The 16,114-nt window shown below is 67.0% G+C and carries 15 protein-coding genes; 5 read left to right on the top strand and 10 right to left on the bottom strand.

The annotated features are described in order from the left end of the window. The 6 genes from mraY to mraZ all read right to left on the bottom strand — a co-directional run. The coding region (gene mraY, locus V5A20_RS08880) for a phospho-N-acetylmuramoyl-pentapeptide-transferase (RefSeq protein ID WP_332316002.1) at nt 1-1,112 on the bottom strand (1,112 nt) is incomplete at its 3' end. 64 nt (nt 1,113-1,176) lie between these two features. Next, the gene (locus V5A20_RS08875; RefSeq protein WP_332327143.1) at nt 1,177-2,715 is read right to left on the bottom strand and encodes a UDP-N-acetylmuramoyl-L-alanyl-D-glutamate--2,6-diaminopimelate ligase; all 1,539 of its coding nucleotides are present in this window, start codon (nt 2,713-2,715) and stop codon (nt 1,177-1,179) included. Between the two features lie 4 nt (nt 2,716-2,719). After that, a complete protein-coding gene (locus tag V5A20_RS08870) occupies nt 2,720-4,663 on the bottom strand; it encodes a penicillin-binding transpeptidase domain-containing protein (protein WP_332316004.1) in 1,944 nt (647 codons plus the stop codon). A 62-nt stretch (nt 4,664-4,725) separates the two neighbouring features. Beyond that, nucleotides 4,726-5,217: a hypothetical protein gene (locus V5A20_RS08865; protein ID WP_332316005.1), complete on the bottom strand. Its 492-nt coding sequence runs from the start codon at nt 5,215-5,217 to the stop codon at nt 4,726-4,728. Between the two features lie 43 nt (nt 5,218-5,260). Further along, nucleotides 5,261-6,271, bottom strand: coding sequence for a 16S rRNA (cytosine(1402)-N(4))-methyltransferase RsmH (gene rsmH / locus V5A20_RS08860; protein ID WP_332316006.1), 1,011 nt, complete (start codon nt 6,269-6,271; stop codon nt 5,261-5,263). Between the two features lie 58 nt (nt 6,272-6,329). Further along, nucleotides 6,330-6,800 carry a division/cell wall cluster transcriptional repressor MraZ gene (gene mraZ, locus V5A20_RS08855; RefSeq protein ID WP_332316007.1) on the bottom strand — a complete coding sequence of 157 codons (471 nt, stop codon included), beginning with the start codon at nt 6,798-6,800 and terminating at the stop codon, nt 6,330-6,332. 347 nt (nt 6,801-7,147) lie between these two features. Between mraZ and V5A20_RS08850 the strand changes: the two genes are divergently transcribed. Beyond that, nucleotides 7,148-7,798 carry a LexA family protein gene (locus V5A20_RS08850; RefSeq protein ID WP_332316008.1) on the top strand — a complete coding sequence of 217 codons (651 nt, stop codon included), beginning with the start codon at nt 7,148-7,150 and terminating at the stop codon, nt 7,796-7,798. A gap of 182 nt (nt 7,799-7,980) precedes the next feature. Here the strand turns inward: V5A20_RS08850 and V5A20_RS08845 are convergent, their stop codons facing one another. The 3 genes from V5A20_RS08845 to V5A20_RS08835 form a co-directional block, all read right to left on the bottom strand. Then, the gene (locus tag V5A20_RS08845; RefSeq protein WP_332316009.1) at nt 7,981-9,672 is read right to left on the bottom strand and encodes a CTP synthase; all 1,692 of its coding nucleotides are present in this window, start codon (nt 9,670-9,672) and stop codon (nt 7,981-7,983) included. Nucleotides 9,673-10,294: 622 nt separating this feature from the next. Continuing rightward, the gene (locus V5A20_RS08840) at nt 10,295-10,702 is read right to left on the bottom strand and encodes a CBS domain-containing protein (RefSeq protein WP_332316010.1); all 408 of its coding nucleotides are present in this window, start codon (nt 10,700-10,702) and stop codon (nt 10,295-10,297) included. 269 nt (nt 10,703-10,971) lie between these two features. Next, nucleotides 10,972-11,802: a class I SAM-dependent methyltransferase gene (locus tag V5A20_RS08835; protein WP_332327142.1), complete on the bottom strand. Its 831-nt coding sequence runs from the start codon at nt 11,800-11,802 to the stop codon at nt 10,972-10,974. Between the two features lie 138 nt (nt 11,803-11,940). On the opposite strand from V5A20_RS08835, the gene V5A20_RS08830 reads away from it, so the two are divergent. Both V5A20_RS08830 and V5A20_RS08825 read left to right on the top strand, forming a co-directional pair. Further along, nucleotides 11,941-12,486 carry a macro domain-containing protein gene (locus V5A20_RS08830; protein ID WP_332316012.1) on the top strand — a complete coding sequence of 182 codons (546 nt, stop codon included), beginning with the start codon at nt 11,941-11,943 and terminating at the stop codon, nt 12,484-12,486. Nucleotides 12,487-12,515: 29 nt separating this feature from the next. Then, entirely contained in the window at nt 12,516-13,271 is a 756-nt protein-coding gene (locus tag V5A20_RS08825) for an acyl-[acyl-carrier-protein] thioesterase (protein ID WP_332316013.1), read from the top strand. A gap of 10 nt (nt 13,272-13,281) precedes the next feature. Here the strand turns inward: V5A20_RS08825 and V5A20_RS08820 are convergent, their stop codons facing one another. Beyond that, entirely contained in the window at nt 13,282-14,142 is an 861-nt protein-coding gene (locus V5A20_RS08820) for a proline dehydrogenase family protein (RefSeq protein WP_332316014.1), read from the bottom strand. 309 nt (nt 14,143-14,451) lie between these two features. Between V5A20_RS08820 and V5A20_RS08815 the strand changes: the two genes are divergently transcribed. Together V5A20_RS08815 and pdxH are read left to right on the top strand one after the other, a co-directional pair. Next, nucleotides 14,452-15,213 carry a DUF429 domain-containing protein gene (locus V5A20_RS08815; RefSeq protein WP_332327141.1) on the top strand — a complete coding sequence of 254 codons (762 nt, stop codon included), beginning with the start codon at nt 14,452-14,454 and terminating at the stop codon, nt 15,211-15,213. Nucleotides 15,214-15,354: 141 nt separating this feature from the next. Next, nucleotides 15,355-16,002, top strand: a complete 648-nt coding sequence (pdxH, locus tag V5A20_RS08810; RefSeq protein ID WP_332327140.1) for a pyridoxamine 5'-phosphate oxidase — start codon at nt 15,355-15,357, stop codon at nt 16,000-16,002. The last annotated feature ends 112 nt before the right edge of the window (nt 16,003-16,114 follow it).

The raw sequence follows: 16,114 nt of genomic DNA, 5'->3' as shown, positions 1-16,114 counted from the left end.
GTCACAATCCAAAAGCGCGTTACGATTTTCGCCTCGTGGAGGCCGAGGGCCTCGTAGTGGTGATGCAACGGCGCCATCTGGAAGACCCGCTTCCCGCTGCCGGTGCGGCGCCGCGTGTACTTGAAGTAGCTGGTCTGCAGGATGACTGAGACCGCCTCCGCGACGTACACGACGCCGAGCAGGGGCAGCAGCAGCTCCTTTCGCACCATGAGGATCGTGCTCCCCACGGCCCCCCCGAGGGCAAGCGCGCCGGTATCGCCCATGAAGACGGTGGCCGGGTACCCGTTGTACCAGAGAAACCCGAAGCAGGCCGCCGTGACGGCCGCGACGAACACCGTCAGCTCCCCGGTCCCTGGCAGGTACATCACGTTCAGGAACGCCGCAAATTGGGCGTTGCCGGAGATGTACACCAGCGCAACGAGGCCGAGCGACACGAACGCCGTCACGCCCGTCGTCAGGCCGTCGAGGCCGTCGGTCAGGTTCACCGCGTTGGAGGCCGCCGTCACGATGAAGACGGTCACCGGAAGGTACACGGCCCATCCGAGGTCGACCCCCAGTTCCAGAAACCGGAACAGGTCGTAATCGAGCACCTGGTCTTTCAAAAAGGGAATGAACGTGAACGTATTGTAGGCCGCGAAGTCGGGATGAAAGTACAGCACGCCCCCCACGAGAAGCCCGACGGCGACCTGTCCCGCCACCTTGTACCCGGCGTTGAGCCCGTCTTTCTGCTTCCGTACCGTCTTCACGTAGTCGTCGGCGAATCCCACCACGCCGAGCCCTCCCATCGCCACGAGGGAGAGCCAGACGTACGTGTTGGCGACGGCCCCCCAGAGCAGCGTCGCCCCGCCCACGGACAGCAGGATGATGATGCCGCCCATCGTCGGCGTGCCCGCCTTGTGGGCGTGGCTAATGGCCCCGGCCGCTTCGCCCTCCCGCACCTGCTCCCCCAGCTGCTGCGCCCGGAGCCACCGGATGATGCCCCGGCCCGCCCCCAGCGCAATGCCGAGGGCCGTGATGGAGGCCAGCGCCGCCCGCACGGTGATGAACCGAATCACCTGGAACCCCGGCGGGTGGTAGAGCCGCTCAATGTAGTCGATGAGGTAGTAGAGCATGGTGCGTGGGAGTCGAGAGCGTGGGAGCATGAGCGCTTCTGCCCCCGCGCCCCCATGCTCCCGCTCAACCAAAATATCGTCGTGCCATCTCGCGATCGTCGAAGGAGCGCGTGTCGGTGCCAATGGTCTGCGTCGCCTCGTGGCCCTTGCCGGCGATCACCACCACGTCGCCCGGCCGCGCCGCGTCGGCCGCGGCCTGGATGGCCTCCTCCCGGTCCACAATCCAGCGCATCGACTCCGGCCGCTCCACCCCGTCGCGGATGTCCCGCAGGATGGCCACCGGCGCCTCCGTGCGCGGGTTGTCGCTGGTCACGATGGTGCGGTCCGCGCGCTGCTCGGCGATGCGGCCCATCGTGGGGCGCTTGCTCGGGTCCCGGTCCCCCCCACAGCCAAAGACGCACCAGAGCGCAGCGTCCTCGGGCGTCGTGTCGCGCACGGCCCGCAGGATGTTCTCCAGCGCGTCGGGCGTGTGGGCGTAGTCGACGATGACCGTCGTGCCGTCGTCGAAGCGCAGTGGCTCGAAGCGGCCCGGCACCGGCGGCGCCTCGGCCAGGGCGTCGGCCACGGCGTCCGGCGCGTACCCGAGCGCGGTGCCGGCCCCGTAGGCGGCCGCCAGGTTGGAGGCGTTGAAGCGCCCCGCCAGGCGGACGTCGCGCTCTCGCCCATCGAGGCGGACCCGCAGCCCGTCAATCCGGGCCTCCAGCACGGTCGCCTCAATGTCCGCCGCGCCGTCAAGCGCGAAGGACACGACGTCGGCGTCCGTATCGGCCACCATCGCGGGCCCCTCCTCGTCGTCGGCGTTGTAGAGGGCCGTCGCGTCGGGAGAGAGGCCGTCGAACAGCTTCTTTTTCGCCGCCCGGTAGGCCGCCGGCGTGTCGTGGTAGTTCAGGTGATCGACCGAGAGGTTGGTAAAGATCGCCACCTCATAGTCGAGCCCGTGCACGCGGTCCTGGTCGAGGGCATGGGACGACACCTCCATCGCACACGCCGTACAGCCGGCGTTCACCATGCGCCGCAGCGTTCGGTGCAGGACCAGCGGCCCCGGCGTCGTAAGGTCGGGGGCGGTCGCCTGGTCGCCCGCCCGGACCTCAATCGTGCTGAGCAGCCCCGGGGTCGTCCCAAGCATCTTCAGCAGACGATGGACGAGGAAGGCGACCGTGGTCTTCCCGTTGGTGCCCGTCACCCCCACCAGGCGCAGTGCGTCGGCCGGATCGCCGTAGAGGGCGGCTGCCCCCTCGGCCAGGGCCGTCCGCGTGTTCGCCACGCGAGCAAATACGGCCTCGGGGAAGCGCCTGCGCGCCTGTTCGGGCACCGCCTCGCACAGAACCAGGCGCGCGCCGTGTTCTACCGCCATGTCAATGAACGAGTGGCCGTCGGCCTCCTCGCCGCGAATTGCGACGAAGCCGCCGCCCGGCGTCACCGCCCGGCTGTCGTCCGTCAGGCCATCGAGCACAAGGGTGTCGGGGTCGGGGGCCTTCGCCCCCGCAATCGTGTGGTCCAGCAGGTCCGCCTTCTGCAGCCGACGCCGCAACGTCGACCATGGGAGGGGATCGGGCGCCGTCGCGGCGGCGTGCTCAGTCTGTGCAAAGGTAGGGCCCGGCATCGGCTCACTCGGCGGCCGTGAGAAGGGCACGAGTCGTCGGCAGGGCGGCGCCGGGACGAGGCCGCTGTCGCACCACCGTTCCCCCTCCCTGAAGCTGCGGTTCGATGTCCCGTTCGCGCAGCCACGCCACCGCCCGCCGTGTGCTAAGGCCCGTCAGGTCGGGCATCGCGTCCGGCCGGCCCGACGGAAGCGTGTCCGTCGGCGGACGAGCGTCGACCGGCGCCGCCGGGGCGGGCGACGGGTCCGGCGTCCGCCGGGCCACCACTGTCGGGAACGTGCCGGCCCACCGGCGGGCCACCCGCCGAAACACCGGCGCGGCCACCTCGCCGCCGTGGGGCCCGCCTTCGGGCGACCCGAGCACCACGAGCAGCGCCACTTCCGGCGCGTCGGCGGGGAAGAAGCCAACGAAGGAGGCACGGGTCTCGTCCGCCGAATATTCGCCCCCCGCCACCTGAAGGGCCGTGCCCGTTTTTCCGGCCACGCGAAGGCCCTCCACCTGAGCGTTGGTGCCCGTTCCGCGTTCCACAACACGCTCAAAAGCGGAGCGGAGCGTGTCCGCCGTCTCTTCCGGAAAGGCCCGGCGGATGGTCTCCGGTTCATTCTTCCAAAGGGTTTCGCCCGTCATGTCCCGCCGTTCGTCGACCACGTAGGGGCGCTTGATAAGGCCGCCGTTTGCCAGCGCGCTGTAGGCCGTGAGCAGCTGCAGCGGCGTGATCGACACCTCGTAGCCGATGGCCATCGAGGTCTGAGTCGTCGCGCTCCACTGAGGCGTCCGTTTCAGCACCCCGCCCACCTCGCCCGGAAGGTCGACCCACGTGGGCTGGCTGAAGCCCATGTTGCGGGCGTACTGGTAGAAGGTGCCTTCGTCGAGCTCCTTCACCGTCTTGGCCATGCCCACGTTGCTCGACTTCGCGATGACGTCGGCGAACGAGATCGTCCCGTGCGCCTGCACGTCCTTCATCGTATAGCCGTGGAAGACGGCCCACCCATCGCCGGTCTCGACCGAGTCGTCGAGCGACACGAGGTCCTGCTCGATCGCCGCAACGGCCCCCACGAGTTTGAACGTGGATCCCGGCTCAAAGCGATCGGTGAGGGCGCGATTGCGCCGCGCCCCGCTGGGGGCCTGGGCCGCCCGGTTGGGGTTGTAGGTCGGCTCATTGGCCAGCGCGAGAACGGCCCCGGTGCTCGGGTCCATCGCCACCGCGGTGCCCCACTCGGCCCCACTTTCCCGCACGCCGCGGCGGAGCTCGGTTTCGAGGGCGGCCTGCCGCGTCAGGTCGATGGTGAGCTTGAGGTCGTCGCCCCGCTCGGGCGGCACCACCTGTCCCCCCACGTACGCCTCGATGCGCCCGCTCCGGTCCCGCCGCACAATGCGACGCCCGGGCGTGCCTGTGAGCGTGTCGTCGTACGCCAATTCCAGCCCGGCGAGGCCGTGCCCCTCTTCTCCCACGTGTCCAACCACGTGGGCCGCCGTTGTGCCGTAGTTGTAGCGCCGTCCAAACTCCGGAGTGAGAATCACACCCGGCACGTCCCACTTCTGGATGGCCTCGTACTGGCGCGGCGTGAGTTCGTCACGCAGCTTCACGTACTGCGGACTGGACCGGCCACGCACCTGCGCCCGGTACCGAGACGCCGGAACGCCGGTCAGGGAAGCCAGCTTGTCAAAGAACGTTCCCGCCTGCTCCTGGAAGCCCTCTACCGTGGGGTCCAGGGCCAAGTCGTACCGGGCCGTGTTGGTCGCGAGGCCCCGCCCCTCCCGGTCGAGGATGGCGCCCCGCATGGCCGGAATCGTCACCGTCGAGCGGGCCTGCGCCCGCACCTGGTCCCGGAGCGCGTCGGTCTCCGTGACCACGATCTGCCCCATCTGCGCCGCCACGGCCAGCGGCGCAAGCCCCAGCAGCGTCAGCGCCACGTACATCCGGGCCAGAATTTGGTCTTTGGGGTTCATGGCAGTTGGGGGTCAAATCGCAAATCGAAGGGGCGCCGCGGCGCCCCGAAGTCCGTACACTGTTATTCGGCAGAAGGCGACTCAACGGTGATGGGCGGTCCGTACGTGACGCTTCCCTGCAGCCCGAGCTCGCGGGCCCGCTCGTAAATCACCGACGGGCCCACGCGGCGATCGAACTCGCCCTGAAGGCGGTTGTGCTTCAGGTGCAGGCGCTGGTGTTCTGCCCGGGCCTGCTGGAGCTGGTTGTACAGGTCGGTCGTGGCGTGCACGTGCCCCACGTAGAGGGTAAACACCGCCGCGACCGCGAGGATGAGCAGCGAAAACCGCAGGGTCGATACGTTTTCCAGGAACGCACCTTCGGAGGGGGGGCGGCGCCGGTTCTGCGAAGGCTCGAGGTCGGCCCAGTCCGGAAGCGCGGTGCCGTGGCGAATCCACCCGTCGGAAGCAGCACTCGACGCAGCCTCTCGACTCGGGGCCCCGTCCCCACGGCCGTGCCGTGTGAAGCGTCCGGCAGACGCTCGCGTCGTATGGGAAGCGCCGTTGCGTTTGCTCATGGGATTGCGTCGTGTCGAATGTCAATGGGACCCGGCGTCTGCACTACGAGAGCGGCGGGACCGGGCGCCCGGCCTCGTCGTCGTCCCGGCGTTCGGCGACCCGGAGGCGCGCGCTTCGGGCCCGGGGGTTGGCCGCCACCTCGGCATCGCCGGCCTCGATGGGGCCGCGGGGCGTCTCGGCCCAGGGGGCCACCAGCGTGCCGTACAGGTCGCGGCGCGGCTCGCCCTCGAAGTTGCCGTATCGGAGATATCGCTTCACCCGCCGGTCTTCCAGGGAGTGGTAGCTGATCGCCGCGATGCGACCGCCCGTTCGAACCGCCGCCGTGGACTGCTCCAGCACGTCCTCCAGCTCGTCGAGCTCCGCGTTTACCACGATGCGGAGCGCCTGGAAGACGCGCGTCAAGGTCTTTACCGTGTCGGGGGGCGGCACGCTGTCTTCGACGACCGCCGCCAGGGCTCGCGTCGTGTCGAGCGGACGCGCCTCGACAATCGCCCGTGCGATGCGACCGGCCCGCGACTCCTCGCCGTACTCGCGGAGCACATCGCGCAGGTCACGCTCGTCCCAGTCGTTGACGACCTGCCGGGCGGTGAGGCCCCGCTGCGGATCCATCCGCATGTCGAGCGGCCCTTCGTCTCGGAAGCTGAAGCCCCGGTCGGGCACGTCGATCTGGTGAGACGACACGCCCAGGTCGAGCAGCAGCCCGTCAATGGGCACGAGGTCCTCGGCCGCCAACACGTCTCGGAGCTGCCCGAAGGTGCCATGCACCGCCCGGAAGCGCCCCGCCTCGCGCTCGTCGGCAAGGCGGGTGCGGGCCGTGCGGAGGGCCTCCGGATCGCGATCGATGCCAAGCACAATCCCGTCGGGGGCGAGCACGTCGAGCAGCGCGCGGGCGTGTCCCCCGCCGCCGAGGGTCGCATCCACGTAGCGCCCGGACGGGTCGGTGACGAGTCGGTCCTGTACGTCGTGTGAAAGAACAGGGGCGTGGAAGTCCGTGGCGTACCGAAGAGGCCCGTCTTCCGACGGAGAATCGTCCTGCGAACGGTCGGCTGTCATCGGTCTTGATCCGCCTGCCTTCAGGAAGTCGCCCTTGAGGTCGCTCTCGAGGTCGCCCTTACCGCATGACGCTCTCGGCGAGCGTCTCGTAGTCGTCGGCCTGCTCGTCGAGGTACCCATCGAACTGCTCCGGGGCCCAAATTTCGATGTGGTCGAACGTCCCCAGGATGAGCGCCGAGTCCCCGAGGCCCGCGAAGTCGATCAGCGGATTCGGAATGCTGATGCGACCCTGTCCGTCGAGGGACACCTCACTGGCCCACCGCATGATGAGGCGGACGAAATTCCGAACTTCCCGGTCGTACATGTTCAGCCCCTCAATCTCCTCCTCGATGTCCGACCACTCGTCCATCGGGTACAGGAAGATGCAATCCTCGAAGCCCCGCGTGATCGTAAACGTCTCGTTCGCCGCGGGCGACAGGGACTTCCGCATCTTGGCCGGGATGGCCACCCGGCCTTTGCTGTCGACGGAATATTCGGCCTGTCCCTTGAAGCCCATGAGCGACGTCGTGTCCGCGCGGCGGAACGGCAAACAAGAATGGCGAAGCGCAACCCCTTGGGACGATTCCCCACATTTCCCCACGCGGCTCCACAATGTACACCCACCCCGTCCAATGTCAAGACATATCGCCGCAAAAAGGCGGTCTCCGCCCCCAATCGCCCTTATTTGGAACCTGCACACATATACTCGGACGCGCCCTCGCCCCCCACTCCATCGATGGGGAAAAATATTTTCACCCCCTCTAGAAAATATTTTCACCTGTTTCTTCTTGCTCTATTAGGCCTTCCACACATATGTTAACTGGGCGTGCGAAGGGGACCGGGGAAGAGCGGCCTCCTTCGTCGGCCCGCCGTTCGTTCCTCTCGTCCCTGCCGCCGATGAGCAAAGACCCCCTTACCCAGCGCCAGAATCGGGCGTACGACTTCATTGAGCAGTACCTCAATCGCCACCGGAAGCCGCCCACCCTGCAGGAAATCGGCGACGCCCTGGGCATCTCGTCGACGAACGGCGTCTACAAGCTTTTGCAGAAGCTCGAACAGAAGGGCTGGATCGAACGCGAGAAGCACAAGGCCCGGAGCATCCGCCTTACGGATCAGGACCAGACCGCACTCGGACGGGACGGAGGGGCCCCGAGCCTTCCGATCGTAAGCCGCACGCCCAGCGACCACCCGGACCGACTCCGGGAGCGGCCGACCGGCACCCTCTCGGTAGACCGTCAGCTCCTGCGAAATGCCCGGGACCCCAACGCGTGTCTTCTCGGGCGGGCCGGGGACGACGGGATGAACGAGACGGGCATCCAGAAGGGCGACCTCCTCTTGATCGAAGAAATGGAATGGGACGACCTGGGGAACCGGACGCTCGCGGCCGTTCTCCTCCAGGACCAATTGCTGGCGCGTGAATTTGAGTTTGCCAACCGGAAGATTCACCTTCGACCGGCCACCCCCCACTACGCCGAGGAAACGTTCTCCCCGACCGATTCCGACTACTACGTCATCGGCCGCGTGCTGGGCCTCCTTCGCACGCTCTGACGTTGGGGGGCGGTTCACACAAAGCACTGGGGGCAGCAGCTCGCCGGTCCCCCGCGTGGTGCGTCTCCATGGCCGGGCCTCTACGACTGTGACGGCCGACGGGCCGGACTGCCTTGCGTGCTCTCTCCTCGCTCCCACCGTGTGCTCCCTCTTCACTCGCTCCCTCCTCGCTCTCACCGTGCCTACATGTCCACCGAGGCGAGGGGAACGGCCTCGCGCTCTGGGGGCTGGGGCGAGGCGGAGAGGTCCTGCTCGTGGGCGTAGGCCGTGCAGGCCCGCACGAACGACCGAAACAGCGGATGGGGATCGCCCACGGTGGTCCGGTATTCGGGATGAAACTGCACGCCCACGAACCAGCGCTTGTCGGGCAGCTCCATGATCTCGACGAGGTCCGTGTCGGGGTTCACGCCGCTGAAGCGCATCCCCTCCTCCATCAGCTTGTAGCGGAGGACGTTGTTCACCTCGTAGCGGTGGCGGTGGCGCTCCTGCACCTCATCTGCCTCATAAATCTCGTGGGCCCGCGAGCCGTCCTGAACGCGGCAGTCGTACTGCCCGAGGCGCATGGTGCCGCCCTTGTCGGAGATCTCTTTCTGCTCCTCCATGAGGTCGATGACCGGGTAGGCGGTCTCCTCGTCGAACTCGGTGGAGTGCGCCCCCTCCCATCCGCACACGTGCCGCGCAAACTCGACGATGGCGCACTGCAGACCCAGGCAGATCCCGAAAAAGGGGATGTCCTGTTCGCGGGCGTACTGGGACGCAAGAATTTTGCCCTCCACCCCCCGATCCCCGAAACCGGGCGCCACGAGAATGCCGGCCACGTCCCCGAGCCGCGATTCCACGGTGCCCGGCGACAGGTCCTCCGAAAGCACGTACTCGACCTCCACCTGCACCCCGTCGGGCACGCCGGCGAGGATGAAGCTCTCCGTGATGGACTTGTAGGCGTCCTGGTGCTCCACGTACTTCCCCACGAGCGCGATGGGGATGGTCTCTTCGGGGTTCTTCAGCCGCTTCAAAAACTCGATCCACGCGCTGAGGTCGGGCGGCTCGCTGCAGTCCTCGTCGTCTTGCTCGGGATAGAACCGGTCGACAACGAACTCGCCCATCCCCTCGTCGCGGAGCAGGAGCGGCACCTCGTAGATTGATTCCGCGTCGAGCATCTGGACGACGGCCTCCTCCTCAACGTTGCAGAAGAGGGAAATCTTGCGCCGCACCTCCGCGGTAATGGGCCGCTCCGAACGACACACGATGGTGTCCGGCTGGAGGCCGTGGGCAAGCATCTCCTTTACGGAGTGCTGCGTCGGCTTCGTCTTCAGCTCGCCCGCGGCGCGCAGGTGCGGGATGAGCGTGAGGTGAGCAATCATGGTGTTGCGGGGGCCCAGCTCGTTGCGCAACTGGCGGATGGCCTCCAGGTAGGGCTGGCCCTCAATGTCGCCTACCGTGCCGCCGATCTCGGTGATCACGACGTCGTAGTCCTCCGTCTCCCCCAGCTTCAGCATCCAGTGCTTAATCTCGTCGATGATGTGGGGCACCACCTGCACGGTCTTGCCCAGGTACGCCCCCTCTCGCTCCTTGCTAATCACCTCCATGTAGACCCGCCCGGTGGTGACGTTGTTGGCCTGACTGGTGGGCTGGTCGAGGAACCGCTCGTAGTGCCCCAGGTCGAGGTCCGTCTCGGCGCCGTCGTTGGTCACGTACACCTCGCCATGCTCGTACGGGTTCATCGTCCCCGGATCGACGTTGATGTACGGGTCGAACTTCTGAATCGTCACGTCGAGCCCGCGATCGGAGAGCAGGCGCCCGAGCGAGGCGCTGAAGATGCCCTTGCCGAGGGATGACGTCACGCCGCCGGTCACGAAAATATACTTGGTCTGCACAGACTGAAGGGGGGTCGGGGACGGAGGACACTGGGGGCTCGTAAGATAGGAGACCCTGCAGGGTTTTATCAATCCGGGGGGCTCGCAGGTCCTCCCCGGACAATGGGGACGCAGCGTTCTTCGGCGGGGGCCTGAGGCCCCAGTGCGGTTTCAAGAAAACCCTTTTCCAATGGAGTCATCTTGAGCGGAGCGAAGCGGGGTCGAAAGATCTCTCCAAATATGACGGAAGCGCCCGATTCGAAGAGATTCACTCCAAGAGCACTCGCCACGCAGCACTTCGATCGCCTGACAGCTTTCTCAGAACGGCTTGTGCCATAATGCAACGTATGTGCAGCACACCGAAAGGGGGCGCGTCTCTGCCCAAAAAGAGCTTCCGTGTACTCTAACAGACCTCGATTCAGAGCCCATCAACCGAACGGACCAGTTGCAATTGTCGGATGGATGGGCGCCAAGTCAAGCTTGGAGCGACGGCGAAGGTGGGTTCTGGCGTTCAGACCGAGATCCACATACTGCTCACATATAGCACAACGCGTTCTCAGAATGACGAGCCGTTCACACCCCAAAGCACCCTCTTGAACGTGCACTGGCGACCAGGGGCCGGCCCCTTGCGCGTGCCGCTGGGTCACGACTCCGCAGACACGTAGTACTCCAGCATGTCCTTCCCCGTAACAATGCCCACGAGATCGCTTCCCTCCACCACCGGCAGCGACGAGACGCGGTGGTCGAGCAGCATCCGAGAGGCCTCCTCGATCGCGGTGTCGGGCGTGACCGTGATGGGGTCGTCCTGCATGATCTCCGATGCCGGTTGGCTGAGCGTCTTCACGTCGCGATGCTTTTCGCTGTAGGTGTCGAGAAAGGGACTGATCGCTTTCAGAACGTCACGGTCCGAGATCACTCCGCAAAGCGTCCCGTCCTCAATGACGAGCATGTGATTAAACCCTCCTTCTTGGAGGCGTTTTCGGATGTCCACGAGCGCCGCGTCCGGAGTAACCGTCACAACGTCGCAGCTCATGATGCTGTCTACAGTCATGGTCGGGGCGGAAGCGTTCGTCGGGGTCAGGAAAGTGGAGTCGGAATGCCCTCCGGTCGGCCTCACGGCGGGGTCCGTCTGTCTCGTACCAAGAGCGGCCCAGAAGCAACACGGCGCGACGCTAGGCCTTTTGGAACACAAAGCGTGTCGCCGTCGAGAACCGCCAAATTGTGCCGGTGTTCGGCGAAAGTGAACGGCACGGGTCCAACACTTGCGAAGTAGATATAAACATTTCATGAAGAGACGTCGGTCTCGAGGCACCAGCGCCGCTACTCCGCCCTCGACGAGCAGCGGGCGACCATAAAGAGCCCCGTGCCACGTGCGTTGTCGCGTTCGAGGTCAGTCGCGTTGAGCAACAGGCCCAGGGGCAGCGCCGCGGCGTAGTAGAACGGAAGCACGAGGAGCGACGCCCACGTCCCCCCCAGCATCTGCATCGGCCACTTGATGAGCCCTCGCCACGCCGCCGATCCGTACGGGCCGTAGGTATAGAGGCCCCGCACCGGCTCTAGCCCGGCCGCGCGGAGTTTGTCGGCGAGCTCGGCGCGCCCGTACCCCTCCCGCACGTGCTCCCCAATGAAGCTCTCGTCGCCCTCGGCCTGCACGTCCGAGCCCCCGTGGGTCGAGGGTGTGTTGATGATGACGTGTCCCCCCGGCCGCAGCACGCGCTCAAAGTGCTCGAATACTGCCTCGTCGTCGGCGATGTGCTCCATCACGTCCACCGCCAGGATGAGGTCGAACGGGCCCTCCGACTTCAGGGCCGTCAGGTCATCGATCGCCCAATCGACCTGATCGGCCTGCGGCGTTTGATCAACGAAGGCGCGGGCCCGCTCCAGGTACTCGCGCTTCACGTCGACGGCCCGCACCTCGGCGTTCGGAAACGTGCGGGCGACGAAGTAGGCGTACTGCCCAAACCCCGTGCCGGCGTCGAGCACCCGCGCCGGGCAGTCCGCCGGCAGGGCCCCGAAGAGCCGTCGCACCTCGCGCCGCACATACCACGCCCGCAGGAAAAGCAGGTTGAGAAGCCCGTAGAACAGGCGCTGCAGCAGCGGGTGGCGGCTCGCAAGCTCCCCGAGCCGGTCTTTGATCGGATCGTACTTCATGGAGGTGGGTGCGCTCAGACGGGACGGGGCGCAAGCGGTCTCTGGGAAACGAACACAACGAAGGCGTGAGACTACAGTCTGTACCCCAGAGCATCAACTCTGTTCGTCGCTGTTCTTCGTGTCCCCCGCAGCCCTGCCATGACCCATACCGAAACCGGCGTCACGATTGAGCTCACGGCGGGCAATATCGTGAAGCAGCCCGACGTGGAGGCCGTCGTCAACGCGGCCAACGCGCAGTTGCGAACCGGGGGCGGCGTGGCCGGCGCCCTCCACTCGGCCGCGGGGCCCGGGCTTTCCGACGAGACGCGCCCCATGGCCCCCATTCAGCCCGGTGAGGCCGTCATCACGGGCGGACACGACCTCCACAACGACCACGTCATCCACGTGCTCGGCCCCGTCTACGGGCGCGATGAGCCGTCCGACGAGCTGCTGCGCACCGGCTACGAGAACGCGTTGCGGCGGGCGGAGGAGAACGACGTCTCTTCGGTGGCCTTTCCCGCCATTTCTACGGGGGCCTTCGGGTATCCCCTCGACGAGGCAGCCCGCATCGCCGTGGGCACGATTCTCGACGCCGCGCCCTCCCTCGACTCGGTCGAGCTCATCCGCTTCGTGCTCTTCGACGCACGCGCCCTGAGCGCCCACGAAGAGGCCCTGTCGGCCCTCCGGGACCTCCCCTCCGCGTAACGCTTGATGGCCGCCACGCCCCCCTGCCCATGGACGCATCCAGCCCCTGGACCGAGACCCTCCCGGTCCGCACCTCCGACCTCACCCCGCACGGCACCGCCGCACTGCCCGCCCTGTGCGTCTACCTGCAGGAGGCCGCGGGCCACCACGCCGGCGCGCTCGGCGTCTCAATGCGGCGGCTGCGGGAAACGAATCAGGCCTGGGTGCTCTCCCACCTCCACCTCGCGCTCGACCGCCTGCCCGGCGCGGGCGAAGCCGTCACCATCGCCACGTGGCCGTCGGGCCTGGAGGGCCTCCACGCAACGCGCGAGTTTGTTCTCAGCGTCGACGACGCCGAGGTGGGCCGTGCCACGAGCCGATGGTTCGTGATCGACACCGAGCGCCGACGCCCCGTGCGCCCGCCCCGCTCGCTCTACGACCTGGACACGCCCGACCGGCCGCCGCCCCTGCCCCACGACTTCGACGACCTGCCCGGCCCGGCCCGCGTCGACCACGAAACGACCTGGACGGCCCGCTACCACGACCTCGACCTCAACGGGCACGTCAACAGCGTCCGCTACCTGGAGTGGGCCCTGGGCACCCTTCCCGATCCCCTGCTCGACGCCCACCGGTGCACCGGGCTCGCGCTGCAGTTTCGGGCCGAGGCCACAGGGGGCACGCCCGTCCGCGCCACCGCACAACTCGACACGAGCGGCGCCCCGAAAACAGCCCGCCACGCCCTGTACCACGCCGGGACCGACGCCCTCTTGGCGGCGGCCCGCACCACATGGGCCCCGCGTGCTTGACCCCTCGCCCCTACCCCTTGAACAAGCTGCGCAGGACAAACCAGACGTTCTCTTTCTTTTCCCGCAGGCGACGCGAAAAGTAGGGAAACCACTCGGTGCCGTAGGGCACGTACACGAGCATGTTGTAGCCGTCCGCCGCCATCTCGCGCTGCGTGCTGCGGCGTAGGCCGTAAAGCATCTGAAACTCAAAGTCATCCCGGTCGACGTCGCGACGGTCCACGAAGGCCTTCGTGGCCTCGATGAGCCGGTCATCGTGCGTGGCGATGCCGGAGTAGTCGGTGTGCTGCAGGAGCCGCTCCATGTAATCGAGGTAGCGCTCCCGAATCCGGCTCATGTCCTGGTAGGCGATCGCCTCGGGCTCCGCGTAGGCGCCCTTGCAGAGGCGCACGCTCACACCCAGCTCGCACATGCGGTCGATGTCGCGGTCCGTCCGCTTCAGCATCGCCTGCAGGACCGGCCCCACGTGGTTGGGAAAGTCGGGATAGACGGCCTCGAAGAGGTCGAGCGTCGACTGGGTGAGGTCGCTGCCCTCCATGTCCAGCCGCACGAACAGGTCGTGCTCGGCGGCCACCTCCAAAAGCTGTCGCAAATTGTCCTCGCAGAAGTCCTCGTCGATGAGTTGCCCCATCATCGAGAGCTTGATTGAGATGCGGTTGCGCTGCCCGTGGGCGCCCCGCTCGGCCATGGTGCGAACGAGGTCGATGTAAGTATCGCGCGCTGCGCGGGCCTCGTCGCGGTCATGGACGTGCTCGCCGAGCTTGTCAAGCGCGACGTGAAGGCCGTCCTGGTTGAGCGCGTCGACGGCAGGAAGCGACGCCTCCAGCGTCTCGCCCGCCACGAAGCGACTCGCAAGGAAGAAGGGGAGTTTCATGAATGCCAGCGTCGGGGTTATTTTCAGGGGTGGAGGGAGCAGCGTGTGTCAGAAATCGCGAGGCGTGATTCGTGATCCGTGATTCGTGATCCGTGATACGCGAAGGGGCCAACGCAAATTCTGCCGTCACGCATCCCGGCTCACGTCTCGACCAGCAGAGCGAGGGCCTCTCGATCCAGCAAGCACGTCTACGGATGTAATACGAAGCAAATGGCACGTTGGAAGCGCTCCCAGAACCAACACCCTGGCCCCGAAGAAGTTGGAGAACGGACGTAAAGCATCTGCGCAAATTTTTAGGGTGCTCCCGCGATGCCTTCTTCCCCCACAGAAACCTCCCCCGCAGAAACGACCGCCTGGGTGGCCGGGGCGGACGGCTTTCGGGACGGCTGGATGGTCGTCCTCCACCGGCCTCGGGACGGCACCACGCGGTGCCGCACCGTCGACGGCGCCGACGCCCTGCTCGATCTGCCCGAAGCCCCCGCCGTGCTCGGCGTCGATATGGTACTTGGGCTGCCCGACCGGGCCGTGCCGGGCGGGCGGGCCTGCGACCGGGCCGCGCGCCAGCTGCTGGGCCACCCGCGGGGGAGCAGCGTCTTCTCGCCCCCCGCGTACGCCGCCCTCGGGGCCGAGACCTACGAGGCGGCGCAGCGCCGCAATCGCGCCAGCGGCCCCGACGCCCCCGGCCTCACGAAGCAGGCCTTCTATCTGTTGCCCAAGATGCGCGCCTTGGCCGAGCACGTGACGCCGGCCCGCCAGGAGCATGTCCGCGAGGTGCACCCGGAGCTCGCCTTCTACGCCATGAATGGCGACACGCCCGTCGAGCACAGCAAGCACACCGACGCCGGCCAAACGAGGCGCACCGCCCTCTTGACGGCGAACGGCTTTCCGGACGTGGAAACAGTTCTCGACGTTCGTCCGGGCGGTCCGCTCGGTGCCGACGATGTGCTCGACGCCCACGCGGCGTGCTGGACGGCCCGCCGGATCCATCGGGGCACGGCCGAGCGGTGCCCGCCCCGAGACGCTCCTGCTCCCCGCAACGACCGCGGCCTGCGGATGGAGATCTGGCGGTGATCGCGTTGGACGTGGGAACGTTTAACATTGAACGTTCCGACGCAGTATTACCCCCGCGCAACAGATGGCGACGGGGCGAAACGAGGCGTCGCACCGGTCGTTGCGGTTCAGCCGTGTTTGTGTCACAACCTGTGTCAATGCATGTCCACCCTTGCCGACTTGCGCCAGGAATACGCCCGGGCCCAGCTCAGCCGCGAGCACGTGACCGACGACCCGATCGAGCAGTTTCGGGACTGGTTCGACGAGGCCCAGGACGCGGAACTGGAGGAGCCGAACGCCATGACGCTCTCGACCGCCGCCGCGGACGGGACGCCCTCTGCCCGCATCGTCCTACTGAAGGGGCTCGACGCCCGCGGCTTCCACTTCTACACGAACTACGAGAGCCGCAAGGGCACCGACCTGAGCCAGAACCCGCACGCGGCGCTCACCTTTTTGTGGAAGCCGCTGGAGCGACAGGTGCGCGTGGAAGGGCCGGTCGAGCGCCTGCCCGACGAGGAGTCGACCGACTACTTCCACAGCCGCCCGCGCGGCGCACAGCTGGGCGCCTGGGCCTCCCCGCAGAGCCACGTCATCGAAGACCGTGAGGTTCTGGAGCAAAAGCTCGCGGCAGTGACCGACGAGTACGAGGACCGGGACGACATCCCCCGGCCATCCCACTGGGGCGGATACGTGGTGCACCCCACGGAGATCGAGTTCTGGCAGGGCCGCCCCAACCGCCTCCACGACCGCCTCCGCTACCGCCGAGACGACGCGGACGCCGACTGGACGCTCGAACGCCTTGCGCCGTGAGCGAAGCGAGGAAGTGCTTTTAGAGTGCGCCGTGAGCGAAGCGAGGAAGTGCTTTTAGAGTGCGCCGTGAGCGAAGCGAGGAAGTGCTTTTAGAGTACGCCCTGAGCGATCC

The organism is Salinibacter sp., assembly GCF_036626415.1.
Classification (GTDB): domain Bacteria; phylum Bacteroidota; class Rhodothermia; order Rhodothermales; family Salinibacteraceae; genus Salinibacter.
The sequence above is the reverse complement of the archived record's forward strand: the minus strand, read 5'-3'. Positions and strand labels throughout refer to the sequence as shown.